21 protein-coding genes and 1 pseudogene are annotated in these 14,577 nt (G+C 32.4%); 9 read left to right on the top strand and 13 right to left on the bottom strand.

The genetic code is table 11. The features are described 5' to 3' along the window. Window positions 1–97 precede the first annotated feature (97 nt). Window positions 98–1,210 (top strand): FMNH2-dependent alkanesulfonate monooxygenase, encoded by a 1,113-nt coding sequence (ssuD, locus tag GFJ36_RS15215; RefSeq protein WP_087983789.1) that lies wholly within the window; start codon window positions 98–100, stop codon window positions 1,208–1,210. Between the two features lie 223 nt (window positions 1,211–1,433). After that, the gene (locus tag GFJ36_RS29645; protein ID WP_001289320.1) at window positions 1,434–1,526 is read left to right on the top strand and encodes a putative holin-like toxin; all 93 of its coding nucleotides are present in this window, start codon (window positions 1,434–1,436) and stop codon (window positions 1,524–1,526) included. Window positions 1,527–1,754: 228 nt separating this feature from the next. Here GFJ36_RS29645 and GFJ36_RS15210 read toward each other — a convergent pair whose 3' ends face one another. Then, window positions 1,755–2,576: an HNH endonuclease gene (locus GFJ36_RS15210; RefSeq protein WP_000189705.1), complete on the bottom strand. Its 822-nt coding sequence runs from the start codon at window positions 2,574–2,576 to the stop codon at window positions 1,755–1,757. A gap of 149 nt (window positions 2,577–2,725) precedes the next feature. Between GFJ36_RS15210 and GFJ36_RS15205 the strand changes: the two genes are divergently transcribed. Continuing rightward, the gene (locus tag GFJ36_RS15205) at window positions 2,726–3,811 is read left to right on the top strand and encodes an AI-2E family transporter (protein WP_000837880.1); all 1,086 of its coding nucleotides are present in this window, start codon (window positions 2,726–2,728) and stop codon (window positions 3,809–3,811) included. Window positions 3,812–4,052: 241 nt separating this feature from the next. Here GFJ36_RS15205 and GFJ36_RS15200 read toward each other — a convergent pair whose 3' ends face one another. The 5 genes from GFJ36_RS15200 to GFJ36_RS15180 are packed head-to-tail and all read right to left on the bottom strand — an operon-like array spanning window position 4,053 to window position 4,868. Then, window positions 4,053–4,193 (bottom strand): YrzI family small protein, encoded by a 141-nt coding sequence (locus GFJ36_RS15200; protein ID WP_064473550.1) that lies wholly within the window; start codon window positions 4,191–4,193, stop codon window positions 4,053–4,055. Window positions 4,194–4,218: 25 nt separating this feature from the next. Continuing rightward, a complete protein-coding gene (locus GFJ36_RS15195) occupies window positions 4,219–4,359 on the bottom strand; it encodes a YrzI family small protein (RefSeq protein ID WP_064469812.1) in 141 nt (46 codons plus the stop codon). A 25-nt stretch (window positions 4,360–4,384) separates the two neighbouring features. Next, window positions 4,385–4,528: a YrzI family small protein gene (locus GFJ36_RS15190; RefSeq protein ID WP_017560126.1), complete on the bottom strand. Its 144-nt coding sequence runs from the start codon at window positions 4,526–4,528 to the stop codon at window positions 4,385–4,387. A gap of 28 nt (window positions 4,529–4,556) precedes the next feature. Further along, window positions 4,557–4,700: a YrzI family small protein gene (locus GFJ36_RS15185; protein WP_000142721.1), complete on the bottom strand. Its 144-nt coding sequence runs from the start codon at window positions 4,698–4,700 to the stop codon at window positions 4,557–4,559. 27 nt (window positions 4,701–4,727) lie between these two features. Beyond that, window positions 4,728–4,868 (bottom strand): YrzI family small protein, encoded by a 141-nt coding sequence (locus GFJ36_RS15180; RefSeq protein ID WP_000156189.1) that lies wholly within the window; start codon window positions 4,866–4,868, stop codon window positions 4,728–4,730. 438 nt (window positions 4,869–5,306) lie between these two features. On the opposite strand from GFJ36_RS15180, the gene GFJ36_RS15175 reads away from it, so the two are divergent. The 6 genes from GFJ36_RS15175 (at window position 5,307) to GFJ36_RS15150 (ending at window position 9,121) form a co-directional block, all read left to right on the top strand. Then, the gene (locus GFJ36_RS15175; protein ID WP_087983790.1) at window positions 5,307–5,894 is read left to right on the top strand and encodes a DUF4825 domain-containing protein; all 588 of its coding nucleotides are present in this window, start codon (window positions 5,307–5,309) and stop codon (window positions 5,892–5,894) included. Between the two features lie 170 nt (window positions 5,895–6,064). Beyond that, complete coding sequence (locus GFJ36_RS15170) at window positions 6,065–6,439, top strand: GntR family transcriptional regulator (protein WP_000805192.1); 375 nt, start codon at window positions 6,065–6,067, stop codon at window positions 6,437–6,439. A 2-nt stretch (window positions 6,440–6,441) separates the two neighbouring features. Then, window positions 6,442–7,314: an ATP-binding cassette domain-containing protein gene (locus GFJ36_RS15165; RefSeq protein WP_097891888.1), complete on the top strand. Its 873-nt coding sequence runs from the start codon at window positions 6,442–6,444 to the stop codon at window positions 7,312–7,314. Further along, window positions 7,311–7,982, top strand: a complete 672-nt coding sequence (locus tag GFJ36_RS15160) for a DUF4052 family protein (protein ID WP_087983792.1) — start codon at window positions 7,311–7,313, stop codon at window positions 7,980–7,982. Before GFJ36_RS15165 ends, GFJ36_RS15160 begins: the two co-directional genes overlap by 4 nt. A 41-nt stretch (window positions 7,983–8,023) precedes the next feature. Next, window positions 8,024–8,503, top strand: a complete 480-nt coding sequence (locus GFJ36_RS15155) for a CcdC family protein (protein ID WP_097891891.1) — start codon at window positions 8,024–8,026, stop codon at window positions 8,501–8,503. A 117-nt stretch (window positions 8,504–8,620) separates the two neighbouring features. Beyond that, a complete protein-coding gene (locus GFJ36_RS15150; protein WP_087983793.1) occupies window positions 8,621–9,121 on the top strand; it encodes a 2'-5' RNA ligase family protein in 501 nt (166 codons plus the stop codon). 15 nt (window positions 9,122–9,136) lie between these two features. On the opposite strand, the gene coaW is transcribed toward GFJ36_RS15150, so the two are convergent. The 7 genes and pseudogenes from coaW to GFJ36_RS15115 all read right to left on the bottom strand — a co-directional run bounded on the left by coaW (window position 9,137) and on the right by GFJ36_RS15115 (window position 14,522). Then, the gene (gene coaW / locus GFJ36_RS15145; RefSeq protein ID WP_064469805.1) at window positions 9,137–9,967 is read right to left on the bottom strand and encodes a type II pantothenate kinase; all 831 of its coding nucleotides are present in this window, start codon (window positions 9,965–9,967) and stop codon (window positions 9,137–9,139) included. 92 nt (window positions 9,968–10,059) lie between these two features. Next, window positions 10,060–10,458, bottom strand: coding sequence for a 3-hydroxyacyl-ACP dehydratase FabZ family protein (locus tag GFJ36_RS15140; protein ID WP_097891894.1), 399 nt, complete (start codon window positions 10,456–10,458; stop codon window positions 10,060–10,062). Between the two features lie 56 nt (window positions 10,459–10,514). After that, the gene (locus tag GFJ36_RS15135; RefSeq protein WP_137036063.1) at window positions 10,515–11,714 is read right to left on the bottom strand and encodes an LL-diaminopimelate aminotransferase; all 1,200 of its coding nucleotides are present in this window, start codon (window positions 11,712–11,714) and stop codon (window positions 10,515–10,517) included. A 179-nt stretch (window positions 11,715–11,893) separates the two neighbouring features. After that, a complete protein-coding gene (locus tag GFJ36_RS15130) occupies window positions 11,894–12,256 on the bottom strand; it encodes a hypothetical protein (protein WP_097891896.1) in 363 nt (120 codons plus the stop codon). A 170-nt stretch (window positions 12,257–12,426) separates the two neighbouring features. After that, window positions 12,427–12,725 (bottom strand): annotated as a pseudogene (locus tag GFJ36_RS15125) (hypothetical protein). A 151-nt stretch (window positions 12,726–12,876) separates the two neighbouring features. Continuing rightward, window positions 12,877–14,079, bottom strand: coding sequence for an MFS transporter (locus GFJ36_RS15120; protein WP_000269246.1), 1,203 nt, complete (start codon window positions 14,077–14,079; stop codon window positions 12,877–12,879). A gap of 290 nt (window positions 14,080–14,369) precedes the next feature. Further along, window positions 14,370–14,522, bottom strand: a complete 153-nt coding sequence (locus GFJ36_RS15115) for a YqbF domain-containing protein (protein ID WP_071680000.1) — start codon at window positions 14,520–14,522, stop codon at window positions 14,370–14,372. Window positions 14,523–14,577 lie beyond the last annotated feature (55 nt).

Below are 14,577 nucleotides of genomic sequence, written 5' to 3'. Positions count from 1 at the left end.
ATCTTACTGCCCGCAAATAGCGGGGTAAATTATTAGGGGTAATTTATATAGAGTATGTTAGTATACGTTTCAAAATAAATAAGGGGTGTGTAAAGATATGGAATTATTATGGTTTATTCCGGCTTATGGAGATGGTCGATATTTAGGAACGACAAAAAGAGGAAGAGCAGCTGAATATGGTTATTATAAGCAAGTTGCACAGGCAGCTGATTATTTAGGATATACTGGTGTATTACTTCCAACTGGTCAAGGTTGTGAAGATCCATGGGTGTTAGCATCAGCTCTTGCGGCTGAGACAGAGAAATTAAAATTTTTAGTAGCAGTTAGACCAGGGTTAATGTCACCGACAGTTGCAGCGAGGATGGCATCTACATTTGATAGAATTTCAGATGGGAGATTACTTATTAATGTAGTTGCTGGAGGAGATCCTGTTGAATTGCAAGGTGATGGATTGTATCTTGAACATGATGAAAGATATGAAGTTGCAGATGAATTTTTAAAGGTTTGGAAGTCAGTATTACAAGGTGAAACAATCTCTTTAGAAGGAAAACATATTAAAGTTACGGAGAGTAAAGTTGTATTTCCTCCGGTTCAAACACCGTATCCACCAATTTATTTTGGCGGATCGTCCGCTGCAGGTAAAGAAGTTGCGGCTGAACATAGTGATGTATATTTAACTTGGGGAGAACCACCAGAGCAAGTGAAAGAGAAAATAGATGAAGTAAAAAAACTTGGGGAAGAGAAGGGGCGTAACGTACGATTTGGTATTAGACTACACGTAATTGTAAGAGAGACAGAAGAAGAAGCATGGGAAGAGGCTGAAAGGTTAATTCAATATGTAGATAATGAAACAATTGAGCTCGCTCAAAAAACATTTGCAAGATATGATTCAGTTGGACAAAAACGAATGACACATTTAAATAAAGGAACGAGAGAGTCGTTAGAGATAAGTCCTAACTTATGGGCTGGAATTGGGCTTGTAAGAGGTGGTGCTGGCACTGCGCTTGTTGGAGATCCGCATACAGTAGCAGAAAGAATAAAAGAATATGAAGCGTTAGGAATTGATACGTTTGTATTATCAGGATACCCCCATTTAGAAGAGGCATATGAAGTGGCAGAACTGTTATTTCCTTTATTGAAAGACGAGAAGAAACAAGAAAATAAAATTGTTGGTGAAATGATAGCTGATGCATATGCATTAAAAAAATAGTGAGAAATAAAGTTGAACCAATCGGCCATTAACAGGCAGTTTCACCTATGTTTTGCTTCATTTTGTTTACTGCCTGTTAATACGGGATAAAAAAACTCGCAAGTATTTCACTTGCGGGTTTTCGTCGTAAACTATTAGAAAATATGGTAAAATTAAATAGTAACTTAAGGTACGGTTGGTTGTTCAATTATCACTTCTCCAAATAGGAGGGGGGTGATAATACGTGAGTGAAATAGCGTTGCTACTGCAGGGTGGACTGTTTCTCGTTGCATTGTTAACGTTCGTCGTCGTTTTAATAGACAAGCTCAAAAAATAACAACCCACCTATGCCAATAGAATGTGGGTTGTTTTGTTTGTAAGAAACAAATAGGATAAATGAACAATCCAATCTGCTAAGTTACGTGGACTAGTGTGTAGCCGCACACTGGTCTTTTTTATTTATTTACAATTAATAATTGGTTTATGTGATTGTATTGTTCTTTTCATACTTATTATAACACAGTGTCTTTTCATCAAGAAAGGAGACCGTATGTTCTGGTTTGGATTAAATAGTAGGTTTTTTTTCTTTAAATAGCCCATCCATATACTGTTTTAAAGTTTGGACATAAAATTCCTGCCTATTTACATCATTTACGCCGACAATTGGAGATGAAAGTTCATATCTCTTTTCTGATAAATGAACGACAACGTCAAATATATCAAATAGACGAATGAAACAGAACAGGCCATCTTTATCACTTAATAAAATAAAGTAATGGTTCTCGCTATTTGTATTTAATGTATTCCATAAAGAACTTTTACTTAAATCGCGAACTATACTTTTTTCTTTTAATTCCATAAAATCGGCATTTGATAGAATGTTAGAAATAACAATCGCATCTGGATCTTCAAAATAGCCATCAACAGCTTGGACAGCGAAAGTATAAGCTGTTTTTAATACACTCATTTTGTATTTACGGTTATCTAAAAGTAATTCACGTTGAATAGAGCTAGCTACTTTCGTTACACGTTCTTCTTTCCAAATTTCATTATGTAGCGAAATATCGTGCTTTTTACATAGTTTCATAATTAATGCATTGGAATAAAGTATTTCATCACTTACTTCAACAACATCTGTCTCAGCAGCCGCAAGTTCCTCACCATGTTCATTCGTATAGAGCGGGGAATCAATTTGTTTTTTCATTTGCTCAATCTTAAATTGACTTAATTTATGCCGAATTAAGGGGCGATCAATATTTGTTGTCATTTGTTCGTGGCAAGTATCACAAATTGAGTTTGTGAAATAATATCCACATAATATTTCGGGGATGACATATTGTTCACTAAGTTCTTTCGTATCTTTTCTGCATATGATGCATTGTGTCATTTTTATCACCTTTACCTGCAAATTTGTATGTAATCTCATTGTAGTGTATTTATTGGTATTTTGGAATATTGTAAAGGAAAATATTATGTGAAATTCTTGCTTATTTTGGTACAATGAAGAGAAGTGCTAGTTTAAAGGAGGACGTTTTTTTGAAATCGAAAGTGCACTTTTGGACATTAGAAGTGCTAATGGTTGTAGCGATCATATTTATTTGCACAAAAATATCGTTTCTATTTCAACCGATTGGTATCTTCATATCAACGTTGTTTTTCCCAATCTTAATCGCGTTATTTTTATACTTCATATTTAACCCATTGTTAGTCTTTTTGGAGAATAAAAAAGTACCTAGAAATTTAGCGATTTTACTGTTATATCTTTTTATTATAACATTAACTGCAGTTGGAGTTGGGGTAGTTGTTCCAACGATCTCGCAACAGTTAATGGATTTAGTAAAAAATATGCCCGGTTATATTAAAGAGGGAAAACTATACATACAAGATTTATCCCATCATAGATTGTTTGAATGGTTATCTACACAAAACTACGTTTCCATTGAAACAATTGAGAAAAACGCGATTGAATACTTAAAGGATATACCAAACACGATTACGTCGAGTGCAACGGCTTTATTTGGTATTATCACAAACGTTGCATTAGTTATCTTCACAGTACCGTTTATTTTATTTTATATGTTTAAAGATGGACATGCGTTTCCAGGGAAAGCAGTTAGTCTATTACCTGAGTCTTACCGTGAAGAAGGACTTCGTATCATTAAGGAAACGAACGAAACATTATCTGCATATATTCAAGGGCAAGCGCTCGTTTGTATATTTGTAGGTGCTTTTACTTTTATCGGTTATTTAATTATCGATTTACCGTACGCTTTCGTTTTAGGAATTATAGCAGCATTTACAAATATCATTCCTAACCTAGGTCCATTTATCGGTGCAGCACCAGCTGTTATTGTAGGTCTGTTCGTATCTCCGATGCAAGCGTTGTACGTAATTATTATCGTAACAATTGTACAACAGTTTGAAAGTAACATCATTTCACCGCGTATTATGAGTTCAAAATTAAATATCCATCCGTTAACAATTATTATTTTAATTTTAGGGGTAGGTAACTTTGCGGGAATTATCGGAATGATTTTGGCAGTACCAGTTTATGCAGTAACAAAAACAGTTGTATCGAACTTAGTGAGATTGTTTAAGACGAAACGAAGTAATCGAAAATAGTATAAGTTGAGAAAGATACACCGCTTTTTAAGTGGTGTATCTTTTGTTTGTTAATCAATGTAAAAAAGTGTATGCATAAACTTTTATTATATATTTATTACATATCAAATATAACGATAAACTTGTATGATATAGCCTCAATAAAACTATGTGGAATCCCTCTGAACTATCCAAATCATTTCCTTACAACGTGCTAGCAACATCATAATCGACCCCTTTCAAATTTTATATTTTTAAAAGATTATAGATGAGAGTAGTACTTGCTTCTACGATCTCGAATTTCGTCTATAACCTGTTTATATTGTTGTTCTTGTTTTAATTCCGCATCAGAATAGTTTTTTTTCTGAATTGTAATTGTTAAAAAGAAAAGGTGAAACTTCATGATACATTCCTCCTTTCGAAAGGAATTATAGATGGCTACAGTAGTGACTTTGACGTTCTTTTACATCCTCCATAGCTTTATTAATTTGATGGTCATGCAATATCTCACTGTCTGAGAACTTAGTTTTGTGAATGGTGATCGTTAAAAAGAATACTTTAAATTTCATTTGTTTTTTCCCCTTTAAAAGTTATTTAGAAAAGACGGCTGTAATAAGAAGCTTGGTGCTCTTTCACTTCGTCCATAATAGTTTGAATGTGTTGCTCACGCAAAATCTCACTTTGAGAAAGCTTACGTTTTTGAATGGTGATTGTTAAAAAGAATGCTTTGAATTTCATGAAGGTATTGCTCCTTTAAAATATATTTTTAATACATTTGCGTATAGTATGAACTTTTAATGTCAGTCATTTTATCAGTCAGTTGTTTTAATTGTTGTTTACGAATGATTTCATCTTCAGATAAAGTGTTTTTCTGAAGTACAGTTGTAAAAAAGAAAATATGAAAAGTCATAAATGAATTCCTCCTTTCGAAAAGGAATTACAGGTGATCACAATAAAGCGCTTGGCGCTCCTTAACATCATTCATAGCTTTTTCAATTTGCTCATTATGAAAAATTTCATCTTTGGAAATTGTATTTCTTTGAATCGTAATACTTAAAAACAATACGCTAATGGTCATCGAATGTTGCTCCTTTCTTTAAAAAATAATATAAGAGGCTAAAAAATCGCACAAAAAAGCCACAGGAAGATATAGTTCTCCTATGGCTGGGCGTCAAAAGGCCACAGGAAAGTATACGACCTCCTGTGGCGAATTTATGAATTAATAGAAATAAAGTGCGATTTTCAATTCTCCATTAGGGTGGTCGAATTCATATTTAATTGTCCGAAAAACAAAGGTGCAGTTAACGCTAAAGTTAAAGCATGTAATTGTAATTTCATCATTTCCTTCGACCTCCTTTTAGAATTTTTTCTTACGTTAGTAAGTATATACAATTAATGGATAATTGTAAACATGAAAATTGAAAATTTTTAATTTTGATTAAAATGCGTATATTTTAAAGGGTTTTGGAAAGAAGTATTGTAATGAACGAAATATCGATAAAATGGGGGATGCTAAATGAAATATATGCATCGTAATGTAGTTGTTATGCTAACAATTTTTTTATGTATTACTGCTTGTTCTAGCGGAGAAAGAATAAAAGAAATATCTGATGTTGAACCTAGTGACTTTAAGAAATATGCTGGGACATACGTTGGTAATAACTCAGATATGGTTGCAATTGTTAATCATTTACCCGGTGGTGATACATTTCAAAGTATTAGTTTGGAGAATGAAAGTATAAAGGTAAACTATGGTGCAAATGGAACTCTGACAGAAGACATGGTTGAGACGTATTGGTTTGATGGCAAGGACACAATGGAGAAGAATTTTCTCTTTAACGTTATTTATCTAGCGATTTTAGTACCAAATGCGAAAAGTTACGAGTTTCAAGTAGAAAATAAAAATTTCACGATAAAAAGAGAAGATATACTATCAATCTTGTATGAAAAATTTGATGATTTTCCAAAAGAAAATGATATATGGGATAAAAAGAAAGTAGTAAAGTTCCTTAACGATAATAGCGAAAAAATTACAATGTTTATAAATGATAAAGAGTTTCGGAAAGCTTTATTTGCTAAATATCCGGTGCAGCAGTTGAAATAAAATGAAAAGAATTTGAGAACAAGAGTTGATACTTCAACATTTTAGAAAGAGAGCCATTCTTAAACGAATGACTCTCTTTTTTTGTAAAAGAAATTTATGGAAATAAATGTTTTTATGTGATATGGTTAATTACATAAGTAACGAACCTATGAACCTAAGGTGGTGAAATTGTGAAACCTACTCTTGAGCAAAATAAATTAATATACTTACAAATTGCAGAAACGATTGAATCTGATATTTTAAAAGACATATTACTTGAAGAAGAACAAGTTCCATCAACAAATCAATTTGCGAAGATGTTACAAATAAATCCAGCTACTGCAGCTAAAGGGGTAAATGTATTAGTGGATGAAGGGATTCTATATAAAAAGAGAGGGATTGGGATGTTTGTTGCAAAGGGAGCGAAAGAAGTCGTACTTAAAAAAAGACAAAATACTTTTATGACTGAATATTTACCTAAAGTGTGGGAAGAAGCAAAAGTACTAGAAATATCAAAAGATGAATTGATGGATATGATTCAAAAAATTACGAAGGAGGGGAAATAGGGATGATTGCACTTGAAACAAAAGCCGTAACGAAAAAATATAAAAAGAAAATAGCAGTAAATGAAGTAACGATTTCATTGGAAGAGCATAAAATATATGGTTTGCTCGGTAGAAACGGGGCAGGAAAAACGACACTATTAAATTTACTTGCAGGCCAAATTACTTCAAGTAGTGGAAGTATATCAATATTTGGCGAACATGTTTTTGAAAATAGTAAAGCAATGCAAAATATTTGTTTCGTTAGAGTGAAAGAAGAAGCACATCTAAGTTTTAAAGTAAAAGAAATTTTTAAGATGTGCAACATGTTTTATAAAAACTGGGATGGAAAGTACGCTGAAGAACTCGCTGATAAATTTCAGCTTAATATGACAGTGAAATATCATAAATTATCACATGGCATGCAAACAGTCGTCGGAATTATTCAAGGATTAGCAAGTAGGGCACCAATTACCATTTTTGATGAACCAACTACAGGTTTAGACGCAGCACATCGCGAGTTGTTTTATAGTTTACTACTAGAAGATTACGGTGAGTATCCACGAACAATAATATTATCAACACATTTAGTAGAAGAAGTAACCCATGTTATTGAAGATGTAATCATCATAAAAGCAGGCGCACTTGTTGTTCAATCATCGGTGGAAGATTTATTGCAACAAGCTCATATTATTTCAGGAAAAAAAGATAAAGTAGATGAGTTTTCGATAAATAAAAAAATAATAAATCGAGAAGTTTATGGAAATAAGGGGATTGCTGTTATATGGGAAGAACTTTCTAATGAAGATTATTACTCTCTTGAAAAAGAAGGGTTACTGATTGATAGAATTACATTACAAAAACTATTTATACACATAACTGGTGGTGAAGTGAAATGACGATGTTAATGAAGCAGTTGAAGTTACATATAAATTTTCATTATAAAGCAATTTTAATATTTTGGATTGCAGCATTACTTATAAAAGGAATTACAAGTGTAATGGATTTGAGAGAAATAAGAGAAGGATTTTTACAACATATATTAAATTATCCTTCGATTGCAATTACATTGTTTATAGTAGTAAGTACTTTTATCATACAGGATGATGTGTTTCGTTTAGCAGTTTCATTTGGAGTAACGAGATTACAGTTTTTCATTGGATCAGTTTTCTATATCTTATTACAAGCTGTGGTTTTCTCATTCCTTCAAGTAATTTTTTTAAAAAATACATTGTATAGTACAGTAAATATTAGTTTAGGAGAACAATCAGTTAAACAGTTTATTGTACAACTATTATTGTATCTTACAATAGCAACTTTCTTTCAAGTAGTAGTAGTGATTAAGAAACGTTTTAAGTGGATTGGTCTTATGATTGGTGGAACATTTTTTATATCATTGAATAGTGTGCTTTATGCAGAAGTAGGAATACAGGATTTAAATTCTACATCTAATCTATCTTTAATAGATATCCCATATTTTATTGTCAGTTCAATTATATTAACTATCGTCTATGTCGTGACTAGCGGTATATTTATTCGAAAGGTATCATTTGAGCAAACAATTTAAAATATAATTAAGTATATATTTGAGGAGAGTAGGAAAAACAAATGGGAGACACTTCTTCACTAATTACAGTCTTTTTATGCATTGCACTGCTCATATTTTGGCGTCGTTACCGATCTATGCATAAGCCAATAAAGGGGACGGGGAAAAGTATTTTGTGGCCATTACTATTTTTAACACCAGGTGTTTTATGGTTTTTTGGTCCCGTGCATCTAGCTATCTTAGAAGTTATAATAGCAGCATTCATTGGAATTCTTTTCGCCGTACCACTTATAGTTTTAACAAATTATGAGCGAAGAGATGATGGGAATATTTATACGAAAAAAAGTGCTGCTTTTTTAATTACTTTTATTGGACTTGTCGTATTGAGATATGGTTCAAGGCAATATATTGTTGATTTAGATCAACAAACGATTGGTTTATTATTTTACGTAGTTGCAGTATCGTATATCATTCCCTGGAGAATTGCTTGTTATATAAAGTTTAGAAAAGTTTGGCGGGAAAATAGTAATCATGTTATATGAAAACTTCTCATTTGAGAAGTTTTTTATTTTTACATGTAAGTAAAATAATTTGTTGAAGTGCAAGACAGTTATAGAATATGATACATATTAAAATAAGGGAAAGTAGAGGGGATAAAAATGCGTACAGTTTTAGTTTTTCTAAATAATATGTCCATCGATAAAATAGAGAATATTAGACAAATACATGATCCTTTATTTGAATTAATTCCACCGCATATAACAATTGTATTTCCGTTTAAGAGTAATATTTCAAATGATGAATTAAGATCTCATATTTTGAATTTAGCAAAAGGGATAGGCAAAATTGAAATTGAGTTTGCAAATTGTATCACTAATGTAGGAAACTATTTGTATTTGGAAGTGGAGAGAGGGAAAGAACAGATAGAAGAATTACACGCTAAATTATATACAGGTCCTTTGCTACAATTTTTGAGAGCAGATATTCTATACATACCGCATGTAACAGTGGGAAGAAAAAGTAGTGAGGAGTTAGCTGCTAAAGTAGCCAAGGATATTCGTAGTTTACCTGAAAAGTTACAATGTGTAATTGATAGAATTAGTGTAGAGCGAATTGGAGAGGGTGGAGAATCAATTATTGAATTTGAAGTACCGTTGTAAAAAAGCTGACAAAAGTCAGCCTTTTTTATTCGTAGCATGAAGTAAAGCACCAATCGCACCGCTATTACCACCATCTCGTAAAAAGATTGGTGTTTTATTTTGATATTTTGTGTAGTTACTAATAATATTTTGAAGGTGTACGTTATTACATAGAGTGGAACCAATATAAATAATATGGTCAATGTTTTTTGTTTCGGCGAATTGAAGGCTTAATGCAGTAACAACTTCACCGACAAGTCCTTGCACAGTTGCTAGTATATCAGCACTACTAAAATTTGAATCTGTTTTGGTAGCTTTACCAAAATTGCTTGCAGTTAAGCTATTATCAATAGGAGAGAGAATGCCACCATAAATATCACCGACCGTAATATCTAGTTCTTTTCTAGAACCTAATTTTGTTAAAGGAATCACATCTTCAAAATGATCTATGTTTGTTAACAATTTTGAAAGCCCCATAATAGTACCACCTCCAACACCTGTTCCACCAGCTCGAATATATTTGTCATTATAAACGTAATGAATGGAAGTACCTGTACCTATATTTGTTAAAATAAAGTTGTTTATATCATATTGCTCTTCTTTTAATATGTATCGGACACCTACAAGAGTAGCTTCGAATTCGTTTAGTTCTACTATATTATATGAGTTTGAAAGTAGTTGCTGTAATTGTTTTGCTTTACCACCTGTTATACATATTTGTTTTATACGAGTGCTTTTCTTAAGGCAATCTATTATTTTATCTTGTTCATTTGAATAAAATTTTTCAAAAGCTAATTGCTTTTGTTCGTTCAAATAAGCAATTTTCGTTAATGTTCCTCCAGCATCGATACCGATAGTACTTTCCATTTTCTTGCTCCTAACCAAGTAATTTGTTTACTCTGTTCATGTTGGTGAGACGAATTTGTAGGAGGGAGATATCCTGACGAATTACATCGTCTCTATTCTGCTTGATATATTAATAGCTTTTCTATAGTTACAATCGGCTGATCTTTAATAGTTGCAGTACCTTTACCGAGAATAAAACCTCGACGATTGCGAGTAAGCTTATAATGTAAATCAAGTTTATCACCGGGATATGCGTTTCCGTGGAATTCAACCCCATCCAACGAAGAGAGGAAGCCTAGACCTTCAGAGTCACTTGTATTTACAAATGCACTAAGCTGAGCAAGTGCTTCTACAATTAACATATGAGGCATATGTTTTTGATTATCATTTATAAACCACTCATTATTTGAAATCAGTTTATATCCCGTAACGGATTCACCATGTTTTACATTTGTTACTTTATCAATCATTAAAAAAGGATAACGATGAGGAAGAGTGTCTTGAATATGCATATGAAAGTACCTCCAATAAATAATACCCCTGCTACAGTTAAGCAGGGGAGTTATCATTAATTTTTAACTAATTCATTTACTTTTTCAAGAGAAAAAATACCGCTATTTCTAATGTTTTCAACAACTTGTTGTAACACTTCTTTATCTTGAACAAGTGCAATTCGTACAAAGCCTTCTCCATGAGGTCCAAATGCATGACCTGGTGTAACAACGACATTCGCACGATCCATTAATGCATAAGCGAAATCTATAGAAGTCCAGCCTTTCGGAATTTCGGCCCAGACGAACATACTACCAGCTGGTTTATCAACATTCCAACCAAATGTCCGGAATCCATCAACTAAAGTATCTCTACGTTCTTGATAAATACCGCGATTTTTCTCACAAAACGCAGCGCCATTTCTTAGTGCCGCTGATGCCGCTTTTTGAATTGGTAAAAACACACCGTAATCTGTATTTGATTTAAATTGAGTAAGTGCACGAACAATTTCTTCGTTTCCAATCATATATCCAATACGGCTACCTGCTAAACTATAACTTTTTGATAAAGAGTTGATTTCTACTCCAACTTCTTTAGCACCAGGTACAGAGAGGAAGCTAATTGGTTTATTGCCATCAAAATAAAATTCAGCATAAGCAAAATCATGGACAACAATAATGTTATGCTTTTTCGCGAATGCAATTACCTCTTTAAAGAAATCTGCATGGGCCATTGCTGGAACTGGATTCCCTGGGAAGTTTAAAATCATCATCTTCGCTTGATCGGCAATTTCTTCAGGAATTAGCTCTAAGTTAGGTAAGAAATCATTTTCTTTCTTTAATGGCATGTAGTAAGATGTTGCACCAGCCATTTGAATTCCAGTTTCATAAGCTGTATATCCTGGATCCGGAACTAATATAATATCTCCCGGATTTGCATAAACCATAGGTAAATGAACGAGTCCGTCTTGTGAACCCATTAATAATAAAACTTCTTTATCTGCATTTAATTTAACGTTATGAGTGTTGTTGTAATATTCAGTTACAGCTTCGTGAAATTCTTGAATACCACTTAATGTGTATCCATAGCTTTCTTTATCACTTGCTGTATGTACCATTTCTTCTCTTACGAAGTCAGCAGGCGGCATATCAGGATTCCCGATACTTAAATCAATCATTTTGTGGCCTGCTGCAATCTTTTCTTTTTTATAGGCCCCTAATTCACTAAATATAGAAGATTGGAATGCTTTCATTCTAGTTGCTAACGTGTAAGTCATCAAAACCCCTCCTAAAAACAGTGTTTTCTTTCTACGTTTTTAATTATTCTGAAAACACATGTTTACATTTTATCATTTTTTTATGAAAATTAAAACGATTGACAAATTTAGAGGGAGGATAATAAGGAGAAACATAAAAAAACGCAGAAAATATTTTCTGCGTCTTATATGAAGTGTCATCATTTCTTTTTATATGTACATAATCTTTCCACTGCATAAAAGTATACATTTAATTTGCCATCGACAACTTTTATAGTTTGATCTGATGTAAATGAGTTACCATAATCAATATGATACACATTAGAATCCTTTACAAATGAGCCTTTGTATAAATCTTCTTTTTTCTTTGTTGTTTGCATCTCTACTAAATATTGAATAATTTTTTCTTTCTTTTCTTCTTTTACAACTGTTTCAAATTTATACGATACAGGACAAAGACCATTTTTGTTGTCAACGACTTCCCAAGAACCGTATATATCATTATTGCTACATCCGCTAAGTAGAACGATGAATATTGGAATAATTAATAGAACCTTTTTCATTTTGTACTCCTTTCTTTTTACTTTCAATAAACGTGCGAATACGATAGGAATATTGTAATAAATAAAGTTTAAATTTTTATAAAGAATTATTTAATTTCATATAAAAATTTAGAAGGAATTGAAAAAGCATGAATCTAGTGTAAAGTCAGATTTATGCCGAGTACTATAGTCTATGCTATGTTTCTTTTGAGGGAAAATAAAGAGGAAAGTAGGATCACTATTCCATTTAAATATATACAATGGCAACAATAAAGGCTAATGTACCTGCTCTCAATCCAGTTGTATCAAATATAAAAGCGAATGCTGCGGTAGTCAAAAAGACTATGGGAGTTAGTAGTGAAAATATGAAACCGGAGATAATTCTTCTTTTAAAGTTATGTCCAGATAAGGAAATAGCTAAAAAGTTTATGATGCTAAACAGAGCTAATACAAAAATAAAGATAATAAATAACTGCATGCCATCAGACAATTGCGAACCCCCTATATATATCATGTTAGTATACTGTATTCAAAGCGAAAGGGGTACTCCTTTAAATAATTACAATAAGCGTAATAAAAAAGTTTTTATATAACAAAGACGCATGGATTAATCTAATAGGATCCATGCGTCTTTGTTTATGTTATAAATTCGCAGATTGCGAAGGCTGTTTTTCATATTGTTTCTGTTTAGATAAAGAAATGAAAATAATTAATAATGAAATGACGCCGAAAATTAAGACCATGTACTGTAAACCAATCGTATCTAAGAAGAAACCAGTACCGAGTAAAACGATTTGGAACATAACTCTCTCAAACATATTACGGAATGAGAATAGACGGCCGTGATAGCTTTTTTCCACTTTCGTTTGGAAAATTGTCGACATAATAGGGAAGAAGCAACCGACACTAAAACCAAATAAACCAAATGATGTAAGAGACATCCATTTTATATCGCTAAAGAACAATGATAGATGTGCAAAAGCGGTACAAACTGCGAAGAAATATAGTAACTTTTCAGGTTTGAAATGATCAGATAAACGTTTAATAACGAAGGCACCTAACATAAATGCGATACCTTCAATGGTATATATAAATCCTTTAATCGTTGGATCATGTTGCATTTCGCTAATATTAATTACCATTAAATTAAATCCAGCTATAAATAATAGAGGGATAATACTTAATATAAGTGCTGTGAAAGCAATCGGAATTCCTTTTAAAATACGAAATACTTCCATAAAGCTATTATCTTTTGCAGCTTGTTTGCTTGGTGTTGTTGATTTCTTATCTTCGAATTGAAGGAAGAAAGTTGAGAGGAATAATAAAGCGTATGCTGCCATTGAGAAGGCATACATATACTGTAAACTCATTACAACTAAAAGAATTCCACCTAGTGAAGTACCTGCAATACGAGCGATTGTACCTACATTCATATGTACACCGTTCATCTGTAATAACTCATGCTCACGTACGATAAGTGGGATTACAGATTGTAATGCAGGGAAATAAAATGCTGCTGAAATTTGAAGAGCAACCATAAAAGCAATCATAAAGGCGATGCTTTCAAATTGGATAGCGAAAAACATAAAAATAACACTAATAACGCGACCGAACCCAGCGTAAAGAAGAACTTTTTTCTTTTCATATTGATCAATTATGCGACCTGCCATAGGTCCAACTAAAACACCTGCTAATAATCCGATAAATAATATAACGGATTTCATGAAATCAGAAGGGACATATTTTTGCATAAATTCAAGGTTACCAAGAATACCAAGCCATAACCCTAGACCAGCAATAAACTCCCCAATTAAAACAATCCAAACATTTTTATTGCGCCACATAATATAAAACCTCTCCGTCTTTTAAAATGAAAAACTCGTATATAAAACCTCCTTATTTTATGTATTATTATTAACGAACTTTTTTAGAGTCAGAGTCTATATTACGTGTTTCATGAGTGGATTTCAATCTTTTTGATTTGTCAAAAATTTGATGTGCTAATACATGAAATAAGCAAATTAAAATGTAAAAAACTTATAATTAAATATTCATTGAGAGTGAGGAGAAATAAAATAAAAGCATCAAGAAAATATCCTAAGTAAATGATATTTTTCTCGATGCTTTTTATACTTTAGGCCGAATATTCTTCTTTACGTACTTCGAAAAATTCATTACGACGTAAGTAATTATAAACCTTCTCGGAAACCTCTTCTTCTTCAGACATTAAGAAACGATGATCAAAAGCATAGAATGATTGACCTTTAATTAATTTTACGTAGTATATTTTACACGCCTCCTCTAGCACAATTGGAACTCACCTAATATTATGATGACCCATA

Origin of the sequence: Bacillus sp. EE-W1, assembly GCF_009760835.1 — a bacterium.
In the GTDB taxonomy this organism is placed as follows: Bacteria; Bacillota; Bacilli; order Bacillales; family Bacillaceae_G; genus Bacillus_A; species Bacillus_A wiedmannii.
This window is presented reverse-complemented; position numbering and strand designations above follow the sequence as displayed.